Here is a 26,187-nt window from a genome sequence, read left to right on the forward strand (position 1 = left end):
ATGAAATATTAAAAGCAGTTTGATCTGTAAAATTGTAATCGGTTACAATTTTGCCGAGAATGGGATTCCATAACAGCGATAAATCAGCAGTGGCGCCTGTCGCCGCCCCAACGCAGTAGAGGTTAGAGATGATAAGAAAGAGTGTGAACAAACGTGCCTTGTCCGTATGGGTAGCCGCCCTGAGCTGCGCGTCCGCCCCTCTCGGTGCGGTCGCCCAGTCCGAGCAAGGTGCCGACTTACTGGAGGAAATCGTCGTCACCGGTATTCGCGCTTCTCAAGAAGCGGCGGTGGACATCAAACGCAACTCCAAGGTAGTGGTGGATTCCATCGTAGCGGAAGACATTGGCAAACTGCCCGACGTCACCATTGCCGATTCCCTCCAGCGGGTGACCGGTGTGCAGATCCAGCGTACTGCCGGGGAAGGCACCAGCCTGAACGTGCGCGGCATGCCCCAAGTGCTTACCACATTGAATGGTGAGCAATTCCTGAGTCCCTGGACCATTACCAATGTCGGCGCCAACTACTCGGACATCCCCGCCCCCATGATCGGCGGTGTCGATGTGTATAAATCCCAGCAGGCGGCGCTGCCCGCCGGTGGCATTTCCGGTGTCGTGAACCTGAAAACCCGACGTCCGCGCGATCTGGAGCAGGGCTGGACCGCCGTGGGCGCGGTGGAAGCTTCTCGCGGTTCCATCACCGAAGAGGACAACGCCAGTGGCAACGCCTTTGTCGGCTTTAATGGCGACCGTTTCGGTTTCACCTTGGCGGGTTTTGTGTCCAACTCCAATTCCGCCAATTATGAAATCTGGGAAGATGTGCGCCTCGGCTTTGTCAACGAGGGCGGCGACCCGCTGGACCTGAACAACAACGGCGATCTGAATGACCGCTACCTGGTGCCGGGTGGCTACGGTGTGAATGCGTTTGTCATGGAGCGTGAGCGTCAGGGCCTAGCGACGTCTGTTCAGTACGACTTTACCGATGCCCTGCGCCTGACAGCGGACGTGTTCTATACCAAAATGGATCAATACGATCGCGGCGTGGAAACCCAGTTTAACGGCAGCAACAGCGATGCCTACGATGTACTGCGCCCGGGCACCCTCACTCAGCAGGAAGCCGTGCTGCCAGCGACCGGTGAAACCCCCGAACGGGTGATCAACACGATTCAACTGGCCGTGGTGGAAGCACCGGATTTTCAGGCAACCACCCGCAGCCGTCAGAACTTTACCGAAGCGCTCAACACCAACATTGAGCTGTCTTTCGACGACGGTGGCGACTTTCGGGGCAGCGTTCGTTACGTGCGTGGCGACGCAGAAAAAACCTACAAAAACGCCACTTTCCAACAGGGCACGCCCGAGTGGTACTGGGTGGATGAAGACGGCGATGGCCAGGACGACCCGGTCGAGCCTTTCTGGGTGACCGTGGATTACCGCTCTCACTATCCGAGCTTTTCGTTTGAGGATGACCTGTCCAGCGCCGAACGTCTGAACCTGTTCCAGGCCTTTGCCGATGGCACCGAAGAGGACGCCAGTCTGGACGTTTTCCGCGCGGATGGCACCTACGAGTTTGATTTTGCGAGCTTTTACTCAGTGGATTTCGGAGTGCGCCACGGCCGTCGTGACGTCGAGCATGACCGCTTTATCTACATGACCCCCACCGGCTACTACTCCACCTGGGAAGACCCCAATGTGCCGGAAGAGAAGTGGTTTGAGCCACTGCCGGGCGACTACAAATGGCAGCAATACCCGGACTGGCGCGACTTCGCCGGTAACGAACAGCTGGGTCTGGAGCCGCACGACGAGCTGCGCGAAATGTTGATCGCCTACAACGATTTCGGCCCCTTTGAGGGCTGGGAATCTGGTGTCGCGGCGCTTGATCCCAAAAGTCTGGATGACCTGAACGGGTTCATGAACGTCATCTATCCGGGCGCCCAACGGTTCAATGACCCTTCCCGGGCCTACGAGGTTGAGGAGACTGAGGCCTCCGCCTACTTCCAGCTGAATTTCGATAACGTCGATGGCCTTTGGGGCGTGCCGTTTGACGGCAACCTGGGCGTACGCGTTGTGGAAACCGAGCGTGAAGTGGTCAACGCGGTTTACGACCAGGGGTCGGTTCCCGCGGAGGGCACCTACTACGGGGGTGGTTACCCCGCGACTCAGGGGCAGCCTCAAGGTTGGCAGATCATGTACAAGACTCTCGGTGAGGAAACCACTGAGACCTCTTTCACGGACGTGCTGCCCTCCGCCAACATCAACTTCTACCCGAAAGATGACGTGATCGTGCGTTTTGGCTATAGCGAAACCATGGCCCGCAATGATCTGACCAATGTCGGCTCGGGCGAAACCCTCTGGTTCCAGGAGTACCGCGTGTACACCGAAGATGGCAATCAGGTTGATGAAAACGGGGACAGCTACAAGGTGGTCACCAGCCCTGGCGGCGGCAACGATCAGGGCAACCCCTACGTCGAACCCTGGCGTGCCAACAACTATAACGCTTCGACCGAATGGTATTTCGGGGAAGGCGGTATGCTGGGCGCCGGTATTTTCCTGATCGAAGTGGAAAGTGCGACTCAGACCTTGCAGGAGCAGCGTCAATACCCGGACTCTGATGGCGTGGTACGCCGGTCGGCCAACATCTGGACCACCAAAAACGTACCGGCCTCGGATCTGAAAGGGTTTGAAGTGGGCTACAAACAGGCCATGACGTTCCTGCCGGGGCTGTGGAGCAACACCGGTGTGGAAGCCAACTACACCTACTCCGATAACGACTCCGGTGCGCAAGATCTGGAAGGCAACACCTTCCCGCTGAACGGTAACTCCGAGCACCAGGCCAACCTGATTCTCTGGTACCAAGGTGACCGGTTGAGTTCGCGCATCGCCTACAACTGGCGCAGCGAAATCTTCCAGGGTCAGGTCGGTTTGAACACCAACGAAGCGCCGATCAGCCTCGGTAACTGGAGCGAAGCGGCAGGGTATCTGGATGCGTCGGTGAACTATGACATCACCGACAATATTTCCGTCTACCTGCAGGGCACAAACTTGACCGAAACGGACTATCGCAACTATGCACAGTTCGAAAGTCAGTTCCGCTCAATCAGCGTGCAGGAGCGGCGCATCGCTATCGGCCTGCGGGCCCGTCTGTAAGACTCTCCTTGATGGGGCCCTTCGGGCCCCTTTTTTAATGGTCACCTTCTTTCGGGATGATCGATCCAAAGCCGGCTCATCCAAACTGTCTCGCTTCTCGATCTGGGGCGGCTTAGTATTTTTCGTGCCTGGCAGGAGGTCATTGTGTAATCGGTATCTTTGCGGGGCTTATATAAGCCGATCTTACTCGGCCAGCATTGGACCGCCATCTGAGCGGAATGTGTCACTTTTCTATAGTCAAAGTCACTAAAATTCCAGAATGTCGGCTTTATTTAGCTGATTGTCGCCAAAAACATCACTTTTAGTCCTTCTGCTTGTTTTTAATATTCTAGGCATATTTATCTGATTTATGCTTGCTCTACAGGAAGTGATCGCATAGAATTTATTGTAACCGATTACAAAAATAACGGTTTACGTCTCCAAGGCTCTCTTGGCGTTCGATAACTTCGACTCAGCAAACACTAACAATAACCGTCAGTAAACCCGATCTGATCAGTGAGGATGACTATGCCTACCAACCCCAGATTTTCAAAAACCCGCCTAGCCTGCGCTATTGCCACCGGCACCCTGGTTACCCTGGGCGTTCCTACATTCGCCCAGAGCCAAGCGGAGGAAGCATCCCCCGGTGTTGAGCAGGTGGTGGTGACCGGCATCCGGCGCTCCTTGGAGCGCTCCATCGACGTAAAGCGCGACGCGAATTCGGTTGTGGACGTGATCACCGCGGAGGACATTGGCAAACTCCCCGACTCGACAATCGTTGATTCGCTCCAACGGGTCACCGGGGTGCAAATCGAGCGGTCCGCTGGCGAAGGCTCTCGAGTGAGCATTCGGGGCTCAGCGAATGTGATGACCATGCTTAATGGCGAGCAGTTTCTGTCCGCCGGGAACATTACCGGTGTTCAGCCGGACCTGACGGATATTCCATCCACCATGGTTTCTGCGGTTGAGGTACAGAAGTCGCCCACAGCAACCACTCTGACTGGCGGTCTTACCGGCACCATTAATCTCAAAACACATCGGCCTCTGGATCTCGACGCAGGCCATACCACTTCCACGGAGCTGACATTGGCTACCGGCTCCAGAACGAAAGAGGAGGACTATGGCGTTCAGGCGTTCACCGGTTTTAATGGCGGCGATTGGGGCTATACGCTCAACGCCTCCTACTCGGACTTTACGCTGGGCGATGACCAGTCCGGTTCCAATGGTGGCGACTACGCCGGTTGGTGGGGCATGCCCAACGAGAGCTGGGCGTTGCCACAGCCAGGGGAAGATCTGAACAACAATGGCGAGATGGATAACTTCATTCAGTATCAGGGGTTCGCGGCGGCCAACCGCGTCAATCAAAGAAAGCGGTTGGGCATCAATGGCTCTCTGCAATTCCAATTGACCGATGCGATCTCGCTGTTGGGTGAAGCGTTCTATACGGATATGGAGCAAAGCCGTCGTCAGAGAGGCTTGTCGGTTACCGGGGCCTGGACGAACGACTGGACCAATCCCGTTTTCGGCGAACGCCGAGAGGCGCCTGAAGGGGCCAGCTATGGCGACTTTTACTCCGTGCAAGAATGGCAGATTAATGCCCTTCGTGTGGTACCCAACTCCAATGAGCAACTCGATCAACGCGAGTCACTCAACACCAATCTGGAATTGAGCTACGACAATGGCGGGGCGTTTACCGCCACCGTTCGATACGTGCATGGCGATGCCAGCAATGATTCCATGTCGTTTCAGATGGACGCCTATATCACCGATGGTACTCAGCATAACGGCTATTCCACGTACCCAGATGGCACGGAGGAGCCCGTTAACGTCGGCGGTTATCACGGCAGCCCCGCCCTGGCCTCCGACGGCACCCCGGCTTTGAATGAACAGGGCGAGTCGAGAGGCAACGCCGTGGTGGGGAGCGTGGCGTTTGTGGGGGACGGTCTCGTGTTTGATCTGCCCTCTGATCTGGGGGCGGATATATCTCAGTACGGTTTGGTTTCCAATCACCTGTACGGCCAGAATGGTGAGGCATCTCTGGATGTTCTGAGGTTCGATGCCTCCTATGAGTTGGATGTCGTTAATCTAACTTCAGTGGATTTTGGGGTGCGTCTGGGCACGCGCGATGTGGATTACGATGATTGGATCAATATTGCACTTCTGGAGAATCAGGCGGGAGAACCGTATGGCATCCGTTGGAAAGATGCGGACGGCGGGGCACCCAACACGGGTGAAACCTCTTACTACAACATCAAATTCTCGGATCCTATGATTCGAGATTATGTGGTTTCCGAGTCGGATTATCCTGGAGTCACTGGGGTAAACGACATTCTATACCTTGACCCGGCAAAGGTGGACGGTCGTAGTTTCACTAACACGCTGTTCCCCAATAATTTTGATTATGCCAACCCGGGTAATTCCTATGAGGTCGAGGAGAAGACCCAAACACTTTACGCGCAGCTGAATTTTGAAGGGGAGTGGGGCCAATTCCCCTACCGTGGTAATGTGGGTTTTCGGTACATCAAAACCGAACTGGAGACCACCTCCAACATTACCGAAGGAAAGGTCGATGGCGAGACGACCTTTACCTATAACGGAACAGACTACCTGATGGGGTCTGGTTGGGATAACAAAAACGTGGGCACTTATGTCACTCCCAACGACTATGACGACTTCCTGCCGGCGATCAATTTGGCAGTGACGGTGGCTCCGGATCATCTGTTGCGGTTTGCCTACAACAAGGCAATGACCATGCACAACCTGGATAACCTGGGGCAGGGTCTGACCGTGCAGCGACTCTATACCGAAGAGTATGGTGATGGGGTTTTCACCGTGGATACGGCCAGTCAGAACGGTAACCCCAACCTTGAGCCTCAGCGCACGACAAATGTGGACTTGTCTTATGAGTGGTATTTCGGCCGAGGGGGGCTTTTCAGTGCAGCAGCGTTCTATCGCGACAACGAGACCACGTTGATTACCGACTACATTATCCGTGACGATCTGGCGGATTCGGATGGGGTGATCCGAAATGACTCCGTGCGCACTAGTACGCTGGTTTCGGTGCCTGGCGGTGAGACCAAAGGGTTCGAGGTGGGCTATCAACAGGCCTTGGAATTTCTGCCCGGTTTCTGGGAGGACTTCGGTATTACCGCGAACTACACCTATTCTCCCAGTGAAAGCGAACAAACCGGCTTCTATGGGCAGAAGTTGCCTGAAGGGCGCAACTCGGAACATCAAACCAACTTTATCGTTTGGTACGAAAACGAACGCTTCAGCGCACGCCTGGCTCATAACTGGCGCAGCAAACAGTTGGAGTGGGTGGCAGACGTTTGGGGTACGCCGCTCGCCGTGTGGCAAGCGCCCACGGATGATCTGAGTTTATCCATGAGTTATGACATTGATGATACCTTCTCCATCAATTTCGAGGGAATCAATCTACTCGAGGAGCAGCGTACGCGCTACTTGGGATGGGAGGATCAGAAAGACAAATTCTTCTTCACCGAACGCCGGTTGAACGTGTCGCTTAGAGCCACCTTCTGAGGGTGGATGCTCCGTTCCGCTGAAAATTCTCCTTTCTGGGGCCAAATGGCCCCTTTTTTACGTGTGCCCGACTTGGATGACGTTTCCCAAAGCTGTTGACGACAGGCGACACCTGTAAGGTTGGTGCTGTACATAAACCCGCCTGTGAGAGCTAGCCTAGCGTCGGGCGATGATCCACACCGCGTGGACAATACCGGGAACATAACCGGCCAGCGTCAGCAGAATATTCAGCCAAAAGTGGCCCTTAAGGCCGACCTGAAGGAAGACCCCCAGTGGTGGTAGAAGAATCGAGAGCAGTACTCGCAGAAAATCCATATAACCTCCTGGTCGAGAATGTCAGGGAACGGTCACCGCTTGCCATAGAAGCCCAAACAGCCAAATGACCAGTGACACTGCCCCTACGACTACCAATAGCAGCAATAGTGCCGTAATCACTCCAAAAAACCGGCTGCGGTTTCGGGTTTTTCGCGGAGACGCCTCGTAATCCTGAAGGAGTTGGACGTTGCGCCGATTGGCCCGCCAAGTGACGTCAAAAATATCCCCAATCAGCGGGATGGAGCCCAGCGTGGCATCCAGAACAACATTGATGCCCATCCGTATCAGTACCGAGCGCGGAACCCCCATCTGCGCTGCCTCTTTGAGAATATAGCACGAGAGCAACGCACTGATGCCGTCACCGACCAGCGGAACCAATCCTATTAACGGGTCGAGCCCCAGTCGGACTTGGGTGCCGGGGATGCGGACAGCGCTGTCCAGATACCAGGCCAAGCGGTCCAGCCCCCGGTTTGAACGGTTGTGAGTCGATTTGTCCGCCACTTCAATCCCCATCGTTGTCACTTGTGATAGCGAAACTATGGGGGTGCGACGCACGGGAATCAAGTGTTGTCAGATGGACCGAAGGGTGGGGCCGAACCGCGTATGACAACAAATGTTTATGACGCACTCGTGACAGGCGGCCGTAAAAACGCGGAAAGATAAAAATAAATATTTTTGTGTCCCCCTTTTTAGCCCCTTTGTCTCTAGGTAGCCAGAACTGCCAAAACCCGGGCCCGGTTTTTAGCAGCACCTGTCCATTAGAAGCAATATTGGGGTACACATGAAACATCCATATTTGAGAAAAAGCCTACTGGCTCTGTGTGTGGCAAGCGCGGGCGCCTCGGCGCAAGAGGCGGCTTCCACCGATATGCTGGAAGAGATTGTTGTCCGGGGCAGCTTTTCGCAAAGCTTACAGTCCGCCATTGATACCAAGCGCAACGCCGACAGTGTGGTTGATGCCATTATCGCGGAAGACATTGGTAACTTTCCCGCGCAGAACATTGCCGAAGCGCTTCAGAGAGTCACAGGCGTTTCCATTGTTCGGGACCGCGGTGAAGGGGTTTATGTTCGAGTGCGTGGTTTGGGCTCCAACTTTCAGGTCACAACGCTCAACGGCAGAACAATGGCAGTGAATGAAAACGTGCGCACCTCCGGTCAATTTGGCCGGCAGTTTCGATTTGACACCTTGCCGGCGGAGCTGGTGTCCAGCGTTGAGGTCATAAAAAGCCCAACCGCGGATATGGACGAAGGCGCCATCGGCGGTACCGTCAACGTGAAAACCTTCCGTCCCCTGAATATCGGGGAAGACAAAGTCGCGGTTTCAGCCCAGGCCAGTCACTCGGAACTTGCTGAGCAGACCGACCCCAGACTTTCCGGCCTGGCCAGTTGGACCAATGATGACAAGAGCTTCGGTGTTCTGGTGTCCGGTGCCTACGCCGAGCGAAGTGTTCGCCAGGACCGCTCCCTGAATTTCGGCTGGACCGAAATTCCGGAAGGAGTCGGTACCGATGGTGATGGATCCGCCGACACCGGCGCCATCATTACCCCTGGAGGCATTCGGCCGACACTGGAGTTTGAAGATCGTGAACGTCTGGGCCTGGGCACGGCGGTTCAGTGGCGCCCGGCGGATAATGTCGATATTAACCTGGACGTGCTCTACGTTGATCAGAACGTTAATTATGACGAGTTTACCTACAGCGCCGACTACAACTATGATGAGCTGGTTCCCGGGTCAGCGGTTATTCGTGATGGTGCGCTGGTCGGTGGCGCCACCGAAAACGGCTCAGTGCAAATCGGTCGAGAAAGTTCGGGGATTCATGATGAAAACCTGGCTGTCGGTCTCAACGGTGAGTGGCTACTCGATAGCTGGACACTGTCTGCCGACCTGTTCCGCTCCGTCGCCGATAGCGAAGATGCCGACCCGATTCGCCGCACCCGCTTTCGTCGTACCGAAGGCATTGCGCTTGAGTTCCTTTTTCCGAAAGTGGATGGCGAATCCGTGCCGAGCATTGCCTATAACAATACGGACTTGAACACTCCGTCAGAGTGGCCTGGGCGTCGACTGGAGTGGCGTACGATTCGGGCCGAGGATGAAGAGCAGTTTGTTCAGTTTGATGCTCGTCGCGATCTTGACTGGGGCGGTTTCACCGGCTTTGCTGCCGGCGTCAAACTGCGCGAGCGCTCGCGCGACTATTTCCGTCGGGACATCCGCCTGTACGAAGGGATCGAAGGAGTCACGTTTGATGATAGCTATTTTACGGACTTCCCCGTCGACGACTTCCTGGGGGACGCCTCTGGCAGTTTCCCCCAGAAGTGGCTGATTCCTGACGAAACGCGTTTCTGGGAGAATTTCCCCAGCGCCGATCAACTGGACGAGCCGTTGACCAACGGGGATCTTCGCAACTCCTATCAGATCGACGAGAGCATCAACGCGGCCTATGCGATGCTGGACCTGGATACTGAAGCCGGTGGCATGATCCTGAGGGGCAATGTCGGGGTGCGTGTCTCACAAACAGAGCAGACCTCCAGTGGCTACGCGTCGGTCGATGGTGAAGCACAACCGGTCAGCTTCACCAGTGACTACACCAACGTTCTGCCCTCCGCTAACCTTGCGCTGGATATCACCGATTCGGTGACGACTCGGCTCTCGGCCGCCAAAGTCATTACCCGTGCGGATTTGCAGGATATGGCTCCACGATTGACCTTCAACTCCGGAGACATTTTGACCGCTACCGGTGGCAATCCGAATCTGGAGCCGTTCGAAGCCTGGCAGTACGACGCCACGTTGGAATGGTACCCGAACGAGGTGACTGCGTTGACCGCGGGGCTTTTCTACAAAGATATTTCCACATTCATTCAGACGCAAATGTCCGACTTGGCGTTCAACGGTGAAGTCTATCGCCTGACCTCTAAGGTGAACGGGTCCAATGCCGACGTGTCCGGGTTGGAGCTGGCCTATCAACAGGTGTTCGAAAGTTTACCCGAACCGCTGGATGGTCTCGGGGTGCAGGCCAACTATACTTACACTGACTCCAACGCGACTTACGTAGACGGGGACGAGACCATTGAGGGTGACCTTGAGGACGTGGCCAAAAACAGCTACAACCTGACGATCTTTTATGAAAAAGGCCCCTTCGCACTGCGTTTCAGTTATAGCTGGCGTGATGGTGTTCTGAACCAGATTGGAACCAACTCCCTTTCGACAGAGAATAAGGACGAGTTCGGCTCCCTGGATTTCAGCAGCTCCTTTGCGTTCAACGACGCGGTGGAGGTGTACCTGGAAGGCATCAATATTACTGGTGAAGTTCAGCAGGAGTTTGTAGATGGCGATGAATTCAGGAGCTACACCGATTACGGCCGTACTTTCTCTCTGGGCGTCAGGGCAACATTTTAACGGTGGGAGTTTAGACCGAAGCCCCGTAACGACAGCAGACTCTCCTAGGACCTCTGTGTGAGCTGTCCTCTCTTTGGCCGCATTCGGATGAATGCGGCCCTTTTTATTTTGAGGTGAACGATGAAAGTATCAAGACGTCACTTTTTGCGAAACGCCAGTGCGGCCGCAGTGGCATTTGGTGGGCTGGCCAGCCCCTGGGTTCGATCCCAGGTGTATGCGGTGGACCCAGAGTATGGCGTAGACCCGTTTGGGCAGCTGGTCAGAGATCCGGCCGGTTTGCTAAACCTACCGCCCGGTTTTAGTTATCGCCTTCTGTCTCGCACTGGCGATCGAATGAGTGATGGGCTAATCACGCCCAGCGCGCCGGACGGTATGGCGGCCTTCCCCGTCCCCGGGCGGAAACACAAAAGCTTTTTGGTGCGCAACCACGAGCTTGATTCTCTAGGCGCCGAGGTGGACGCCTTTGGCGGTGACCTCAATCGGGCCAGAAAACACGTCGGAGAAAAAGCGTTCGACCGTTTTCAAGCAGGGTTGCCCGTCAATGGGGGCACCACGACACTGGTGTTTGACCACCAGACGGGTACGCTTGAGCGGTCTCACTTGAGTCTTATCGGAACAGCACGCAACTGTGCCGGTGGTCCGACTCCCTGGGGTTCCTGGTTGAGCTGCGAGGAAACACTTGTGGGTGAGGGGCAAGGTTTTGGCCGCGAGCACGGCTATGTGTTTGAGGTTCCCGCCACCGCGACCGGCCTTGTCGACCCCATTCCTTTAACCGATATGGGTCGTTTCACGCATGAGGCGGCGGCTGTGGATAGTGAATCCGGGGTCATCTATATGACAGAGGATTATGATCACGCCTTATTTTATCGTTTCCTTCCCAATGAGCCCCAGCGGCTGGTGGCCGGAGGTAGGCTGCAGGCGCTGGTGATTGAGGGCTGGCCCTCGGCGCTGACGCGAAACTGGCCGGAGGACGTCGGTGACCAGAGCGCTCGCCCGGTGTCCATTGGCGAGAGTTTCCGGTGTCGCTGGATGGACCTGGAGGATGTGACCTCTCCCGATGGTGACTTGAGTATTCGGGGCGCCGACGAGGGAGCCGCCCGTTTTTCCCGCTGTGAGGGGGTTGCCTCTGCACGCCGAACCGACGGGCAGCGGGAAATCTTCTTCGCCGCTACCGGGGGTGGGCCCAAACACATCGGTCAGATCTGGCGCTACCGGCCGAGCCCCGACGAAGGCACCCGCCGGGAAAAGGAAAATCCGGGCGAGCTGACGCTGATGTATGAAAGCCGGGACCGGTCCCTGATGGAGTCCTGCGATAATTTGGCCATCGCGCCTTGGGGCGATCTGATTATCTGTGAAGACAGTTACTCTGACCAACCGGACATGGTGAATTACATTCGAGGCATGACCCCTCAGGGGCGTGTCTACACGCTCGCCATGAACGCCCACCCGGATAAGGGCGAGTTTTGTGGCGCCTGCTTTTCGCCGGATGGCAGCACGCTTTTTGTGAACATCCAACGCCCGGGGTTCACCCTGGCGGTAACCGGGCCGTGGCATCGGGTCCGTCCGAGTGCTTGACTCACGAACCCAGCGAAGGCGTCCGCTCCGGAATATAATTCGTCACAAAAACGCCACGTAAAGTTCATGCGTTTCCCTGTCCCTTAAAAGCGGTTTCAAGACTCTTATGAATGTCTGCTGAGGTTTTCAGACGCTGCACTACCTTCCCATTATCATAGGAGATCTTTTGTGAATCGTTTTTTAGGGGTTGTTATGGCGTTGGCGTTCAGCGCCCACGTCGACGCCGGTGAGGCGCTCAGCGTTCTTACTTACAATGTGGCGGGCTTGCCGGATGCGTTCAGTTCCGCAAGCCCAGCGACCAATACCGAAAAAATCAGTCCGTTGTTGAACGGCTACGATATCGTTCTGGTTCAGGAAGATTTCAGTTACCACAGTGACCTGGTTGGCCAGCTGAACCATTCCTATCAATCACCGCACTCGGGCGATATTGCCCTGGGCGATGGCATGAACCGATTCGCCTTCACCGATGTGACGGACTTTACCCGAGTGCAGTGGGATGACTGTCACGGTGTGTTTGATGACGGCACCGATTGTCTGACTCCCAAGGGGTACTCCTTTTCACGAATGACGTTGGATAACGGTGCCGTTGTCGATGTATACAATCTGCATGCGGATGCGGCCGTGGATGCACAGTCCAATGCGGCGCGAGCAAGCAATCTGATGCAGTTGCTGGCTGCGATCGAGACAGTTTCCGCTGGCCATGCCGTGGTTGTGGCGGGGGATACCAACTCCCGCTATACCCGCTCCCCCGACAAACTGCATGCATTCATTGCGGCGGGTTTCACCGATGTGTGGGTGGCGACCGCGCGCGGCGAAAACTACCCGGAAAGTGGTGATCCCGCACTCACCGACTGCTCGAACCCGAACAGCGGTAACTGTGAGCGAGTGGATAAAATTCTGTTCCGCAGCTCGCCCGCTGTGCGGCTGTCTTTGGCTCAGGCGCAAGTGCCGGCCGAGTTTGTGGACGAGAACGGCGATCCACTGTCAGATCACGACCCCGTGGCCGCATTGTTCGATGTAAGCTTTGATAATGGCTTGAGCCTGACTGAAACGGTGGGTGGACCTCACGGTCGTTTCTTCAACGACTTGGAGGTACTCCATAACAACGGTTACCCGAGCGTGCAAAGTGTCACCGTTCGGGCCGGAAGCCGTGTAGACGGGTTGGCCTTCGGTTACCGCAATGGCTTGACGCTCAGTCACGGCGGAACCGGTGGTTCGGTGCAGGCCATGACATTGGCCGAGGGTGAGTATCTTGAGCAGGTAACGGCCTGTCAGGCGAAACACAACGGGCATACCCGGGTATTTTATCTGTCTTTGACAACCAATATGGGCCAAAGCTTGGCGGCAGGAAGCTACCAGGGAACCTGCCGAACGCTAACCGCACCCGCCGGTTCGGGATTTATCGGCACCTATGGTCGTTCGGGCGATGAGATAGACCGAGTCGGACTGGTGGCTCGGGAGCAGTAACCCGAAGAAAAAGGGGCGGTCTTTCACGGCCGCTCCTCGGTGCCAGCCCGTTACTGCAAGTAGGCTTTCATGCCGAGCAGAAAGGTTCGGCCATAGTAGGTATAGCCCGCAAACTCGCTGCCGGCGACGGACTCCCACTCCGCTGCGTTGGTCAGGTTGATCCCCTCAAGGGTCATGCTCACACCGTCCGACAGGTGATAGGCGAATTGTGCATCGAGCGTGCCAAACGCATTGCTATCATGAGAAGCGAGGGTGGCGGTGCCCACGTTTTTCAGAACCCGGTCGCGCCAGTTGTAGTGAGCCCGAACGCCGAATCGCCGGGTTTCATAGACCAGCCCCAGGTTTATGGTCCGACCGGAGACATCGGCAAGGTCATCAGTGACGCTTTGACCATCAAGTCGGTAGTGCGCCCGCGAGTCGGTGAGCGTCACGTTGGCCTGTAAACCCAGTTCTCCCGAAAGCGGGGAAGGCAATGGCAGCATGTGCTGGAAGTCGAATTCCAGGCCTTGAACTCTGGCTCGTGCGCCGTTGCTTTTTGTGGTCAGCTCATAAGGCGTTCCATCAAGCTCAATGTTCAAAATATCGTTTTGAATAAAGTCGTCAAGATCGGTCCAAAATGCCCCGGCGCTGAAAAGGCTCTTCGGAGCGAAGTACCACTCCCAGGCCAGGTTGGTCTGCCAGGCCAGGGTAGGGGCCAACAAGGGGTTCCCGCCTACAGCGGTATGTTCGTCCCCGGAGTTGAGGGTCAGCCTTGGCGCCAGGTCTTGAAGGTCCGGTCGGTTCATGGTGCGGGCCAGAGCAAACCGCCACTGATGGTTCGTTGAGACTTGGTATGCCATATTGAGGGCGGGCAACCAGTGTCCGTAGCGGCTCTGGGCGGAGACCGGATCTGGAGGTTCTGAGTCCCCTCTGCCGCGATAACCGAAGGTGCGCTGCCGGGTGAGTGCATAGCGCAGGCCGATGTCTCCTCGCCATGGCGCTTGCTCCCAGTGGAGTTGTGAATAAAGGGCACTGACGGCTTCCTGAACCTGGTAGGAGTTCTGTTTGTCCTCGGCTGAAGGGGGGCGCTTTGCCAGCGCTTGAGTGTCCACCGCCGCCCAGAAAGCTGATTCGTCCGGGACCCACCATTGACGGGGAAGGCGTCCGGCGTCGCGGGTGAGGAAGTCGTCCACGGGCAATGGTTGGAAATGGCCCAGCGGAAAGTAGCGCCCATCGATGCCTTCGGTGATCAGCGCGTCTCGTCGCTGATAATCACGGCGGCGCTCCCGCCACTGCAGCCCGGTCTCCCACTGGGTAACCGCCCTGTTCTCGAACTGTCGAAGGGCGCTTAGCCCGACACTGGAGTAAGAGTCTTCGGAGTCGATCTCGCGCCATTCCAGGCGGCGCCCAGGGAAACGGGTCGGTGTGTCGAGCGTATCATCCAGCGAATCGATGGACGGTAGCCGGTTGGCATCGTTTTCAAAATACCGAAATGCGAAGGAAACGTCGTCTTCCCGGCGAAGGCGTGTTCGTCGTATTGGCTCGCTATTGTAGCTTCGGGTATCGGACTGAGTCAGACGGGCCTGCCATCGCCATGGACCACCGGTGTGCCGCAGTGCGAGGCTGTGTGCCTCAAAGCGGTCGGTCAGCTCCGTGGACTCGGTACCAATCTGGGATGATCCCGTTTCGGTGCGCCCGGCAACGAGAGCCTGTCGCCGCCATTCGATGCTTGCGAGGTCCAACTGGGTCGGGTCGTAGTCAGCGCTATAGCTGTATTCCCGGTAGCCGATGCGCTGGCCGAGGGCGAACGAATTGAGGTCGATTTCGGTGTGCTCCCCCAGCCGCCACTGCACGGCGGCGTTCAACCCGAGTCGTCGACGGTGCTCCAGTTCCAGTGTGGGCCGAACGCTGCCGGGCGAGAGGCTGTTGGCGGGAGGTGCTTCTGCATCTGTCGTCTCCGGCGTCAGTGAATACCACCGAAAGTTCAGCGCCCGATCCTGGCGTAGATGGCGCTCGCTGTAGCTCGCCCCCAGTAAAACACCCAGCGTTTGCTCGGCGTTGTGCCATGAGCCAATCAGGGAGGCGCGAGGGTCTTGTCGGTCAGCCAACTCTGAGTGGCTTATCGCCGTGGTGACATTCAGCGCCGGGGCGTCCAGCGCCAGCGGTTGGAATGTTTCGAGGTTCACACTGCCGCCGATGGCCCCTTCGGTATCGCTGGCCTGGGGTGATTTTCTCACCGTCAGACCGGCAATGAGTTCCGCCGGCAAAGTATCGTAGTGAAAGCGTCTCCCGTACTGTTCGGAAGTGCGAGTGTTCTCGTTGCTCGCGATCGGCGCACCGTTTAATGTGAGGGTGTTGAATTGTGTGGGCAACCCTCGAATACTGATGAACAGCGCTTCTCCCCGATCCCGAACGACAGAGACGCCGGGGCTGCGTTTGATCGCCTCCGCCACATTGAGCGCGGGGAATTCGCCGATTCGTTCGGCCAGTATGATGTCTTGATGTCGGCTGGCCTGTCGTTCCTGTTGTAAGGCGCGGCCCAATGCATCGGAATAGCGTCCGACGACCAAGAGCTCGTTCAAGGTCGGAGTGGCTTCGGGCTTTGCCGTGGCTGGCGCGGGTTGGGGGAGGATCAGCCAGCCGTCCCCAGTGGCCTGAGCGGTGAGTCTGGTGTCGGCCAGCAGCTGATTCAGCGCTTCTTCCAGTGACAACTCGCCTTGCAGTGCTGTGGAGCGTGTGCCCCGAACGGCGTCGGGTTTGAAAATGACCGGTCGCTCCGTGACTCGGGAAAAAGCGGAGAGGGCGTCAGCGAGAGGCTGGGCCGGTATGTCAAAGCGCTCCGCCCGGGCCACGAAGGGGGCGAGTGAGCACAGCACTCCCAAGCACAGGACGAGGCGATGGACTGCTCGGGCGGTAGACATCACCCAGCCTCCCGGCATCAGTCCGATGCGGGTTCGATCCAAATGCGTCCTGGCTGGTGATCGACCTTAAGTGGGTAAAGTTGGCTGAGCATGGTTAACGCCGTGTCCGTATCCTGCAGACGAAACCGTCCGGCCACTCTCAGCTCACCCAACTCAGCAGACGCGAGGCGGATCGGGGTTGGGCTGTGTCGGGACAGCTTCTCCAGCAGAAAAGCCAGGGTCTCATCCTGGACTTCGACCCAGCCCGAGCGCCAATCGACCAACTGAGCCAGTGCCACGGCTTGTACCTCCGAAAGCCCTGTTTCGGTAATCCGTACCCGCTCTCCCGCCCGCAGCAAGCTCGGCTTGGCATCGGGATGGGCTCGCACTTCAATGGCACCTTCATGGACGGTGACATCAATACCGCTGGCGGTGCGATCGATATTGAAGGCCGTGCCTACCGCAGTGACGGATGCCCTCCCCATCTGAACGGAGAATGGACGCTGCTTGTCCGGTGCCACGGCAAAATAGGCGGCGCCGCGCTTGAGCGCCACGAGGCGGCGGGTCTCTTCCAGGCGCACCTCCAGCGAGCTCAGAGCCGCCACGTGTACCGAAGAGCCGTCAGCCAGAGTGAGGTCCTTGGGGGCTCCCACCCCGGTCGCCACGGATTGCACAGTGACCGCCGGGCCTGTTGCGGGGGGGTAGAAACTGGGTACAAGCCACACGGCCAATAGCAGGCTGGCGAGGACGGCCCCGCCCCACCAGAATCGGTGCCAGGCGCGGGAGGCGACCCGGTAGCGCTCGCGCAGCGGGGTGTGCGTCTGGCTCTGCTGGGCGGCCTCGGTAAGCGCGGGGTCGGACCAGGTACGAAGCAGTCGATCAAAAAGAGCCTGGTTGTCGTCGGTGTTGAGCCAGCGGTTGAAACGATGGGCGCTGACTTTGTCCAGCTCTCCGTCTGACAGGCGCTCAAGCCAGGCGGCGGCCTCTTCATAGGCCGCCGTGCGGGGAGCGTGTGTGTTGATCGATTTGGAGCTCATGGTATGTGGCTAAGCCGTGTCGTTGCGGTCAATAGCTTGTTGCAGATCAATCATCGCCCGGGTGATGTGTTTCTTCACCGCTTCCTCGCTTAAACCGAGAGAGCGGGCGATCGCCTCGCGGCTCTCGCCGTGCAGGCGGCGGCGAATCAGCACCCGGCGGCGAAGGGGCGGCATGCGTTGTAGAATCGCCTGAAACTGACGGAAGCGCTCATCGCTCTCGGCTTGCTGCTCTGGCGTTGGGCCGGGGCATTCCGGGTCCATTTCATCGGTCAATGGGGTCGTTCTCGAGGGCGCTGTCATCAGGTTCTTGGCAATAGTCAGAGCATAGGCCACGGGGTTTCTGATGGACTGCTCCCGCGCCTTCTCCAAAACCCGAACAACCGCTTCCTGATAATAGTCAGCCACTTCAGTGGCGTCGGAGCTGTGTCGGGACAAGTAGCGCTTGATATGGCTGCTGCCATCAACCAGCGCTCGGCACAGCGCTTCCTGCGAGCCAACATCGGGTTTGGACATTGCGGGTTACCCTGGCTGTGGAATGGTTTTGAACCGGGCCACCCTAGCAGGGCATTGTGACAGTATTGAGAAAAGCTTAACGGCAGTCGGTTAATCGAGAGTCAATCGCTGCTCCAGACGGCTTTCGTGATGCTCGCCGGGCAGGTCTGTTTTCTGCCACTCTTCGCGTTCGGTGATGATAAGGCGGCCGTCTTCGACATGATAGTGGTTGACCACCTCTTCCCGGTGCTCTCCGCGAATCACAAACAGGATGCTACCTTTGGCCTCAAGCTTGAGGCGGCTGGCCAAGGGAGTGCCGTCAGGCGCTACCCACACCTCCAGGGTGGAGTGAAACTCCTTGATGTACCGGCGCATGCGTTTGTGCACCACGGATTTGTCCCGATCAAAGATCAGTCGGGTGGCGGTCCGGCCATTATATTCATCGGCGGCGGCCTCGCGAAAACGGGCGCGCTCCAAGTTTCGGTGCAATGCCTGGGCCGGGGAGAGCAGCGGTCGCAACTGATTCATGTCCAATCGCCAGATAAAGTCGTTTAGCGGGGTTTTGGCATCCGGGTCGCGCACCCGCCGTTGAGCTTCCTCGTCCAGGCGTTCGAGTAGATCGGGGCCGTACTGCAGGGTAAAACCCTCAGCGGTGTCGGCGAGGCTGATGGTGATCGCTCGTGTGGTTTCTTCCCTGTTCTCGCCTTTGCCCTCGGCCCGCCACAGTTCTGACTCCAGTTGGGCGCTGACCGGAGTCGCAGTGTCCAGTCGCTCCAGCGCTTCCATTAGCGCTGCCGGGCTTTCCGCCACCGCCCGGCCGGCCAATACTATCGCCAGCACGGTCAATGTGATTGAACGCAGGTTTACTCGGCGCATGGTGTCACTCCTTCCCGGTGTGCGTTGTTATTGGTTGACGTCTGAGACCCCCAAGGGGCCCGAAAGTGCCCTGGCTTGCTCCCTGTCTACCGGGATCGTTGCAGCTGTGCCATAATACCGCCCTGACAATAAGCCTCGGGTTTCGCTGAGCTCCATCGCCGGCGACAGAAGGGGTAAATCGCTAATTGAAAAACGCATAAGGAAGGCATCCCGGGCAGCCATACGGTCATATCACGGTCTCAGGCAGTTCCGCACCGCGAAAGACAGACTCCCCTGATCTCTTCCTGAATCCAAATGACGTGGTTCACGCGTCTACTTGTCTATTGTGTCTATCGCGAATGGGTAGGCGTATTCACGAGGGAATTGATCATGTTGAAGAAGTTCATTCTGCCGTTAGGCATCACGGCGGCGGGCATCGGCGCCATCGTTGTTCTGTTCGCGGCCAAGCCCCAACCCACGCCGCGCCCACCGGCGGAGGAACCCGCCAACGTCAGTGTTGCCGTCACGCAGATGCAGCCGCAAACCTTACGCCTGTCGGTACAGGCGCAGGGCACCGTCATGCCCAAACGCGAGATTGACCTGGTGGCGGAAGTCTCCGGCCGCATCACGCTGGTGGATGCCGGTTTTGTGGAGGGTGGTTTTTTTCAAAGCGGACAGCCGTTGCTCCAGATTGATGATCGCAATTACCAGGCGGCGGTGCTGGAGGCCCAGTCCCGGGTGGCCGAAGCTGAGCAGCGCCTTGCGGAGGAGCGGGGTCGCGCCCGTCAGGCCCAGCGGGAATGGCGGGACCTGGGGGAGGAAAACGCCAACAACCTGTTTCTGCGCAAGCCCCAGGTCGCGGCCGCCGAAGCGGGCCTGGCCTCGGCCCGAGGCGCGCTGAACGTCGCACGCCTGAACCTTGAACGAACCCGTATCACTGTTCCCTTCAACGGCCGGATTCGTCAGAAAGAGGTGGATATCGGTGAGTTTGTCTCGGCCGGTACCCGCTTGGCCACAGTCTACGACGCGGAGGTGGTGGAAGTGCGCCTGCCGCTGACCGAACAACAGGCGGCACTGATTGATCTGCCGCTGACGCCTCAGAACGCCATGGATTCCAGACCGCCGGTGCCGGTGACAATTCGGGGGAGTGTCGCGGGCCAGGCGCAGCAGTGGGACGGGCAACTGGTTCGCACGGACGCTTTTGTGGATGCCGACTCCCGCCTGTATTACGCCGTGGTGGAGGTACAGCGCCCTTTCGCATCTACCGACGCCCAAGGCCAGCCTCGGGCACCTCTGCTGCCCGGGCTCTTTGTGGAAGCCGATATTCAGGGAAGGGAGCTGGAGCGTGTGGTGAAGCTTCCACGCGAGGCGCTGTTTGAGCGCGACACGCTGTTGGTGCTTGATGAAGACAACCAGGTTGCGGAACAGCGCGTGACAGTCTTGCACAAAGACGCGCGTCATATCTGGGTGCAGTCCGACTTACCCGAGCTGACCAGAATCACGCTCGAGAAGCAGTCGTTGACGCCCGCCGGCACGATCGTGGACCCCGTCTCTGCTGTCGGCGGCGATGCCGTTGTAACCGCAGTATCCTCAAGCAACGACGGTCAGGGAGAGTAACCCATGCGAGCCCTGATCAAATGGTTTGTCGACAACCCGATTGCGGCCAACCTGCTGATGTTGGCCATGCTGGTCGGTGGCCTCAGCAGTTGGAGCGTGATCAAGAAGGAAACCTCCCCGACTTACGAAGGCAATCGCATTTTCATCTCCATGGCTTATCCGGGCGCGGCCCCGAGCGAGGTGGAGCAGCAGATTGTGGTGCGCATTGAAGAGGCCATCGCGGACCTGCCGGGTATTTTCCAGATTACGTCCGAATCCCGTGAAGGTTATGGCTCGGTCAATGTGGAGGTGACGGAAGGCTTCGATGTGCGCGAGCTGCTCAGCGACCTCAAGGGGCGGGTGGATGCGATCAATACCTTCCCGCCCTCCGCCGAGCGTCCGGTCATCAACCAGCTCGTGGTGCGCGATACGCTGATGTACATTGCGCTATACGGCGATGCGGATCGGCGCCAGCTGAAAGACCTGGGATACCAGATTAGAGACGAGATGGCCTTGCTCGAAGGGGTTTCCGAAGTCGTCATTACCGGTCTTAAAAACGATGAAGTCAGTATTGAGGTGTCCGAAGACGCTCTGCGCCGGTACAACCTGAGTTTCAATGAACTCGCCGAAGCCATCCGCGAATCTTCCGTTAACGTTCCCGCCGGAACCATTCGCACCAAAGACGGTGACCTGCAGATTCAGACTCGCGCCCAGGCGTATGACTATGAGGATTTCGCTCAGATTGTGGTGCGCAGCACCCGCGACGGTGGCCAGCTGCTGCTTCGTGACGTGGCGGTCATCAATGACGGCTTTGCCGAGCAGAATATCGACTTCACCATGAACGGCAAACCCGGTCTCAACATGGAAGTCAAAATGAGTGATAACCCCCTTCTGTTCGAAGGCACGGAGAACGCTCGTCGCTACGTGGAGGAATTCCGCAAGCAGTTGCCGGAAGGGTTGGAACTGAAAATCAACTTCGAGTCCAAAAGCATTTTCGACAGCCGCTTTAACCTGCTCAAGGATAATGCCCTGAGCGGCCTGATACTGGTTTTCATCATCCTGATGCTGTTTTTGCGACCGATGCTGGCGTTGTGGGTAGTGGCGGGGATCGCGACCACCTTTGCCGGCGCCATCTGGCTGCTGCCGTTTCTGGATGTGTCAATCAATATGCTATCCATGTTCGCCTTCCTGATGGTGCTGGGCATTGTGGTGGATGACGCGATCATCGTCGGGGAGAGTGTGTACCGGCATCAGCAGCGGGGGGAGGTTGGCAGCGTCGCGGCGGTTCGCGGCACCAACTCGGTTCTCAAGCCGGTGTTCCTCGCCGTCATGAGCACCATGATTTTCTTTCTGCCCATGCTCGATGTCCCTTCAGATATCGTGGTTTTCACCCGGTCCATTTTCTGGGTGGTATTTTTGTGCCTGGCTTTCTCCCTGATGGAGTCATTGTTTGTACTGCCCGCCCACCTTTCGCACATGAAGCCGGAAAAGCCCAGCCGGTTTTATCCGGCCCGGAAAATGGAAGCGATTCGCCACCGCTTCTCTGACGGTATGGAGCGTTTCGCCACCCAGCGTTATCAGCCCGCACTGGCGGCCATGATGCGCCGCAAGGGCAGCACCTTTCTCGGCTTCTTCTTCGTGTTCGCGATTACCCTCGCGATTGTGATGGCCGGGTGGATCAACGTCAGCTTCTTTCCGCAAATTCCCTCACCGATGGTGATGGTGAATGTTGGATTCTCGGAGGGTACCCCTTTCTCCCGGACCCAGGCGGTGGCCCAGCATATTCGCGATCAGGTTGACGTCTTGGCTGAGGACCCGGAGTTGTTGGAGCAAAACCGGGGGAATACATTTATTCGGGAGGTCAACCGCAACCTTAATGGCAATAGCGCCACCATCTTTGTGGGCTTGACCAATGATGAAGACCGCCATGTTGGCTCCGAGGCGATTGCAAACAAACTGCGAGAGTTGATCGGCCCTCTGCCCGAGGCCCAAAGTTACTCCCTGAACGCCACCATGAGCGGGAGCGGGCCAGACATCACCTTGAACCTCAACCTTTTGGACAATCGACGTGAAACCCAGCAGGCCGCTGTGGATGAAGTGGTCAAGTCGCTTTCCAGCTACCCGGGCGTGTTCAATGTGCGCAGTAATCTCGACTCCGAACGCACTGAAGTGGAAGTTTCGCTCAAGCCCTACGCCGAGACCCTGGGCATCACCCAGAGCGATGTGGCCAGGCAGGTGCGCCAAGGGTTTTATGGCGAAGAGATTCAGCGTATTCCCCGCGCCAAGGAAGATGTACGGGTCATGCTGCGCTATCTGGAAGAAGAGCGCCGAACCCTGGACACCCTCGACCATATTCGCATTCGCACTCCGGATGGGCGTGAGCTCCCCATCGCAGCGGTGGCCGACGTCGAGCTGGTGCCGGGGGCCAGCACCATCCGCCGGGTCAACCGCCGTCGGAATATTGCGATTACCGCAGAGGTGGAAGAAGGCCACGACGCCAATAAAATCGTCAGCACCATGATGGATGAAAACCTGATGAACTGGAAACAGGCGTTTGTCGGTTTCAGTTTGTCCACCGATGGCGGGTTGCGCAGCCAAGCCGAGTTTGGGGACAATTTTGCGTCCAACTTCCTGAAAGTCTTCGTTCTGGTATTGGCGCTGTTTGCGATCGCGTTCCGCTCGCTCTCGCAGCCGCTGCTGGTCATGCTGGCTGTTCCCTTCGGCTTTGTCGGGGCGGTGCTCGGCCACCTGATCGTGGGGGTGGATTTCAGCCTCTTTTCCGGCTTCGGCTTCCTGGCCTGCTCGGGAGTGGTGGTGAATGACAACCTGGTCTTGCTGGAGCGAATCAATACCCTCAGGGCCAGGGGCGAGGCCACGCTGGAAGCCGTGATGAACGCCGGCGTGGACCGTTTCCGCCCCATTGTGCTGACCTCGATCACCACCTTTGTGGGATTGCTGCCGATCCTGTTTGAACGCAGCCTCCAGGCTCAATTCCTGATTCCCATGGTGGTGGCGTTGTCGTTCGGGGTTCTGTTTTCCTCCGTGGTGACGCTCTTTCTGGTGCCCTGCGCCTATTTTGGGGGTGTTCGGCTTCGCCAGCGCGTACTCGGCCTGTTCGGGCGACCGTCGCCGGAGCTCAGCACGCCCGCCGCACCGTAGCCGTTCCGCACTCTTTGCGTTCCGGCGGGAGACTCATCCCGCCGGAACGATTGTCCGTATCCCCTCGCGCAATGAAACCTGAGCGATGCCCGGCTGTCTGTTGATGACGCTGCCTGGAGGGGCTATGCTCGAAAAATGCCAGTGCAGCGCCACCGCATACTAGCCAGAGGAGAGCAGAACCATGACCATTTTCGAAGCCCTGAGAGAGGACCACGAAAAACAGCGCAGCCTTTTGACCATGCTGTGCGAAACCGAAGGCGAATCCAAAAATCGCCGCGATCTTTACCGGGAGGCCCGGGATGAGCTTCAGCGCCATGCTGCGGCCGAGGAGCGTTATTTCTACGTGCCTTTGATGCAGCACGAGTTGACTCAGGAAAAGTCTCGTCACAGTGTGGCGGAACATCACGAGATTGATGAATTTATCGAAGCGCTGGACGAGACTGACATGTCCTCCCCTGCTTGGCTGATGACGGCCAAAAAACTCAAAGACAGGGTCTTTCACCACCTGGAAGAAGAGGAGCACGAAGTATTTCAACAGGCGGGGAAAGTGCTCCAAGACAAAGACAAGATTGGCTTGGCTGCCGACTATCGAAAGATGATGGCCAGCCCGGGTTCAAATTAGCGAAACTGCTTCCAGCCTATAATATTCATTAAACCGTCATCGAATAGGTGCTGATTTGTCATAGCGGTTCCTTAATGTCCTTGTCTTTTCTAGGTCGTTGAAGGAAATCTGCTATGCGTTACTCTATTGTGCTCTACCTGGTCCTGTTACTGGTGTCCTGTGGGGGCAGTGATAGCCCCTCAGGGGAAACGCCGAATCAACCGGCTCCGCCGCCCGGGGAAGATCAAGAGCCTCCGGAACCAACGGATTCGGATACGGGCGGTAACCCGCCGGCTGAAGAAACGCCATTACGGGTAGGCTTGCTCCCCGACACCCAAGGCGGTGGCGACAATGTATCTATCCACCCGATGGAGGCTGTGCTCAGCAAGCTTGATAGCATGGATGTCGACATCGTTATTGCGGTGGGCGACCTGACCGATCATGGGACCACCAAAGAGTTTGAACAGTGGACAAGCGTTGCGGAAAAGTACCGAGAGGCGGGAGTCGAGTTCCTGCCGCTAATGGGGAACCACGAGGATAGCTACGCTTACACCGTCGAATGGATCGATAATATGAAGGACTATATTCCCGAGGACGCGGTGCATATGAGTGGCGCCGAGTACCTGGATTATTATGTGGTTCGAGATAATGTTCTTATTATCGCCCTTCGTTACTACCACCTCCCGATTGCGTTTCAGTGGATGAAAGGCGTTATCAATGAGCACCGCGACAGCGTTGATCACATAGTCATCGCGAGTCACGACGGCCTGATTGGTGCAAAGTACGGTGAAACCAGAGAGCAGATTGTCGAGGGCGTAGCGGGCCCCAATCGCCTGCTGGATCAATGGGATGACATTCGCGATTTCTTCTCAAAGAACGACGTCATCTGGGTTCAAGGGCATGAGCATATGTATCAACGCTCAGTCGTGAAGGCGCCCATTGGACTGGATGCTGGTTCGTGGGAGAAAAACAACAGAAACTACCGCCTGCCTCAGTACACGCAAATCATGTCGGGTAACGCCTCTTATAAAGGCTATGAATTTCGTTATGGGGAGCGGGAGCTGGTGCAAGCTATTGTTCAGCAAAAAATGAATACAATGGCGAATGGCTCCGAAGCCTTTGATGCGAATGCCGGAATGTTAACCTTTACTGGCAAGCGGGTGGACTTTGAGACCTATTTTACCGAGCACACAGTAACGGCCAATGAGGAAGGGCCCAAGGAGCTGGCGGACCCCGAATGGCATTTGCTGGATAGATTTTCTCGTACGCTGGACCGATGCGAGCGCCTGGTTTACGCCAATACAATCCCCGAAGGTACACGCCCGGTTATGGTCCTCGACCCACTGTATCGGACCAACGAGTGTTATGCCGCTGATGGCAGCGTGGCGGAACTGATTGACGGTACGAATGACACGTTCAATCGGGTTGAAAGCCGCACCAGAACCTTGAGTTGGACCGAAGGCTTCAGTATCGCCCAAAGCCAAAGCGAGCTGATGCGAATGGCGTACCAGTATCTGTTCCAGTTCAGTCAGCCGTGGACGCCGAACCTGAACGGCGAGAACCGTATAGTGCCTAGCATGGACGATGCCTCAGAGGTGGAGGTCCCGGAAACCACGATCGATCTTAAAGAGCACGTGATGCTGAGCTGGATGCCCGCAACCTCCGAGACAGTCAGCGATATTCTTCTTGTCAGTGGTACTCAGAACCAGACCGGAACCTACAGTAGTGCCTATGGTGCTCCGAAGGATATCGAGGCGGATACTGGCCTTCCGGGAAGTCAGCCCGATGGCTCCGCAAAGGCGCCGGTTGTATTGCCTGAAACGGCCAGTCAAAGCTGGGACTTGGCAACCGCCGTTTCAGATGTCTATGTACTGCAGTTTTACGCACCTGAGAGTGAGGATCCCGCCCAGCTCACGCTGGGAGTAAAGACGGAAGACGGGGACTGGGTCGCTATGGCCGACGCTAGCTGCGTCATTGAGGCGACGTACAACCCCGAGTACCTCGTACAGATGCCGGAGCGTGAGGCGAACTGTGGGGACGAACCTCTTGTGGGCTATGACGCTAACCACGGTGGTCGATGGTGGGCTGTTCTCAACGCCGATGTTGAAGTGGCGCTTGTTCAAAAATAGCTGTTTTAGCCCACGCCGAGAAATCAAGG

Annotated in this window: 15 protein-coding genes; 9 read left to right on the plus strand and 6 right to left on the minus strand. The window is 57.3% G+C overall.

What is annotated here, in order from left to right; translation table 11 throughout:
• Positions 1–143 precede the first annotated feature (143 nt).
• Both G547_RS0102530 and G547_RS0102535 read left to right on the plus strand, forming a co-directional pair.
• Entirely contained in the window at positions 144–3,140 is a 2,997-nt protein-coding gene (locus tag G547_RS0102530; RefSeq protein ID WP_027328485.1) for a TonB-dependent receptor, read from the plus strand.
• Positions 3,141–3,647: 507 nt separating this feature from the next.
• A complete protein-coding gene (locus G547_RS0102535; protein WP_027328486.1) occupies positions 3,648–6,659 on the plus strand; it encodes a TonB-dependent receptor in 3,012 nt (1,003 codons plus the stop codon).
• A gap of 156 nt (positions 6,660–6,815) precedes the next feature.
• Here the strand turns inward: G547_RS0102535 and G547_RS22930 are convergent, their stop codons facing one another.
• Together G547_RS22930 and G547_RS0102545 are read right to left on the minus strand one after the other, a co-directional pair.
• Positions 6,816–6,974 (minus strand): YqaE/Pmp3 family membrane protein, encoded by a 159-nt coding sequence (locus tag G547_RS22930; RefSeq protein ID WP_036186466.1) that lies wholly within the window; start codon positions 6,972–6,974, stop codon positions 6,816–6,818.
• A 21-nt stretch (positions 6,975–6,995) separates the two neighbouring features.
• A complete protein-coding gene (locus G547_RS0102545) occupies positions 6,996–7,487 on the minus strand; it encodes a DUF4112 domain-containing protein (RefSeq protein ID WP_051234654.1) in 492 nt (163 codons plus the stop codon).
• Positions 7,488–7,755: 268 nt separating this feature from the next.
• Here G547_RS0102545 and G547_RS0102550 point away from each other — a divergent pair, with 268 nt between their 5' ends.
• The 3 genes from G547_RS0102550 to G547_RS0102560 all read left to right on the plus strand — a co-directional run bounded on the left by G547_RS0102550 (position 7,756) and on the right by G547_RS0102560 (position 13,410).
• Positions 7,756–10,368, plus strand: a complete 2,613-nt coding sequence (locus G547_RS0102550; RefSeq protein ID WP_027328488.1) for a TonB-dependent receptor — start codon at positions 7,756–7,758, stop codon at positions 10,366–10,368.
• Between the two features lie 120 nt (positions 10,369–10,488).
• Positions 10,489–11,943, plus strand: coding sequence for an alkaline phosphatase PhoX (locus G547_RS0102555; protein ID WP_027328489.1), 1,455 nt, complete (start codon positions 10,489–10,491; stop codon positions 11,941–11,943).
• Between the two features lie 168 nt (positions 11,944–12,111).
• The gene (locus tag G547_RS0102560; protein ID WP_027328490.1) at positions 12,112–13,410 is read left to right on the plus strand and encodes a jacalin-like lectin; all 1,299 of its coding nucleotides are present in this window, start codon (positions 12,112–12,114) and stop codon (positions 13,408–13,410) included.
• Between the two features lie 50 nt (positions 13,411–13,460).
• On the opposite strand, the gene G547_RS19825 is transcribed toward G547_RS0102560, so the two are convergent.
• The 4 genes from G547_RS19825 to G547_RS0102580 form a co-directional block, all read right to left on the minus strand.
• Positions 13,461–16,310: a TonB-dependent receptor gene (locus tag G547_RS19825; protein ID WP_169449418.1), complete on the minus strand. Its 2,850-nt coding sequence runs from the start codon at positions 16,308–16,310 to the stop codon at positions 13,461–13,463.
• A gap of 17 nt (positions 16,311–16,327) precedes the next feature.
• Complete coding sequence (locus G547_RS0102570; protein ID WP_027328491.1) at positions 16,328–17,326, minus strand: FecR family protein; 999 nt, start codon at positions 17,324–17,326, stop codon at positions 16,328–16,330.
• A gap of 9 nt (positions 17,327–17,335) precedes the next feature.
• A complete protein-coding gene (locus tag G547_RS22450) occupies positions 17,336–17,839 on the minus strand; it encodes an RNA polymerase sigma factor (protein ID WP_051234660.1) in 504 nt (167 codons plus the stop codon).
• Between the two features lie 90 nt (positions 17,840–17,929).
• The gene (locus G547_RS0102580) at positions 17,930–18,694 is read right to left on the minus strand and encodes a hypothetical protein (RefSeq protein WP_027328492.1); all 765 of its coding nucleotides are present in this window, start codon (positions 18,692–18,694) and stop codon (positions 17,930–17,932) included.
• Positions 18,695–19,063: 369 nt separating this feature from the next.
• Here G547_RS0102580 and G547_RS19835 point away from each other — a divergent pair, with 369 nt between their 5' ends.
• The 4 genes from G547_RS19835 to G547_RS0102600 all read left to right on the plus strand — a co-directional run bounded on the left by G547_RS19835 (position 19,064) and on the right by G547_RS0102600 (position 26,158).
• A complete protein-coding gene (locus G547_RS19835) occupies positions 19,064–20,290 on the plus strand; it encodes an efflux RND transporter periplasmic adaptor subunit (protein ID WP_036186469.1) in 1,227 nt (408 codons plus the stop codon).
• A gap of 3 nt (positions 20,291–20,293) precedes the next feature.
• Positions 20,294–23,428 (plus strand): efflux RND transporter permease subunit, encoded by a 3,135-nt coding sequence (locus G547_RS0102590; RefSeq protein WP_027328493.1) that lies wholly within the window; start codon positions 20,294–20,296, stop codon positions 23,426–23,428.
• Between the two features lie 181 nt (positions 23,429–23,609).
• Positions 23,610–24,050, plus strand: a complete 441-nt coding sequence (locus G547_RS0102595) for a hemerythrin domain-containing protein (protein WP_027328494.1) — start codon at positions 23,610–23,612, stop codon at positions 24,048–24,050.
• A gap of 113 nt (positions 24,051–24,163) precedes the next feature.
• Positions 24,164–26,158: a metallophosphoesterase family protein gene (locus G547_RS0102600; RefSeq protein WP_084645571.1), complete on the plus strand. Its 1,995-nt coding sequence runs from the start codon at positions 24,164–24,166 to the stop codon at positions 26,156–26,158.
• Positions 26,159–26,187 lie beyond the last annotated feature (29 nt).

The sequence above is a fragment of the Marinimicrobium agarilyticum DSM 16975 genome (assembly GCF_000423345.1).
Classification (GTDB): domain Bacteria; phylum Pseudomonadota; class Gammaproteobacteria; order Pseudomonadales; family Cellvibrionaceae; genus Marinimicrobium; species Marinimicrobium agarilyticum.

What these genes read in the sequence shown, in the direction of transcription:
- G547_RS22450 (WP_051234660.1), bottom strand. Translation starts at nt 17,839, where the DNA reads ATGTCCAAACCCGATGTTGGCTCGCAGGAAGCGCTGTGCCGAGCGCTG.
- G547_RS0102595 (WP_027328494.1), top strand. Translation starts at nt 23,610, where the DNA reads ATGACCATTTTCGAAGCCCTGAGAGAGGACCACGAAAAACAGCGCAGC.
- G547_RS19825 (WP_169449418.1), bottom strand. Translation starts at nt 16,310, where the DNA reads ATGTCTACCGCCCGAGCAGTCCATCGCCTCGTCCTGTGCTTGGGAGTG.
- G547_RS0102580 (WP_027328492.1), bottom strand. Translation starts at nt 18,694, where the DNA reads ATGCGCCGAGTAAACCTGCGTTCAATCACATTGACCGTGCTGGCGATA.
- G547_RS0102550 (WP_027328488.1), top strand. Translation starts at nt 7,756, where the DNA reads ATGAAACATCCATATTTGAGAAAAAGCCTACTGGCTCTGTGTGTGGCA.
- G547_RS0102535 (WP_027328486.1), top strand. Translation starts at nt 3,648, where the DNA reads ATGCCTACCAACCCCAGATTTTCAAAAACCCGCCTAGCCTGCGCTATT.
- G547_RS0102600 (WP_084645571.1), top strand. Translation starts at nt 24,164, where the DNA reads ATGCGTTACTCTATTGTGCTCTACCTGGTCCTGTTACTGGTGTCCTGT.
- G547_RS0102555 (WP_027328489.1), top strand. Translation starts at nt 10,489, where the DNA reads ATGAAAGTATCAAGACGTCACTTTTTGCGAAACGCCAGTGCGGCCGCA.
- G547_RS19835 (WP_036186469.1), top strand. Translation starts at nt 19,064, where the DNA reads ATGTTGAAGAAGTTCATTCTGCCGTTAGGCATCACGGCGGCGGGCATC.
- G547_RS0102590 (WP_027328493.1), top strand. Translation starts at nt 20,294, where the DNA reads ATGCGAGCCCTGATCAAATGGTTTGTCGACAACCCGATTGCGGCCAAC.
- G547_RS0102570 (WP_027328491.1), bottom strand. Translation starts at nt 17,326, where the DNA reads ATGAGCTCCAAATCGATCAACACACACGCTCCCCGCACGGCGGCCTAT.
- G547_RS0102545 (WP_051234654.1), bottom strand. Translation starts at nt 7,487, where the DNA reads ATGGGGATTGAAGTGGCGGACAAATCGACTCACAACCGTTCAAACCGG.
- G547_RS22930 (WP_036186466.1), bottom strand. Translation starts at nt 6,974, where the DNA reads ATGGATTTTCTGCGAGTACTGCTCTCGATTCTTCTACCACCACTGGGG.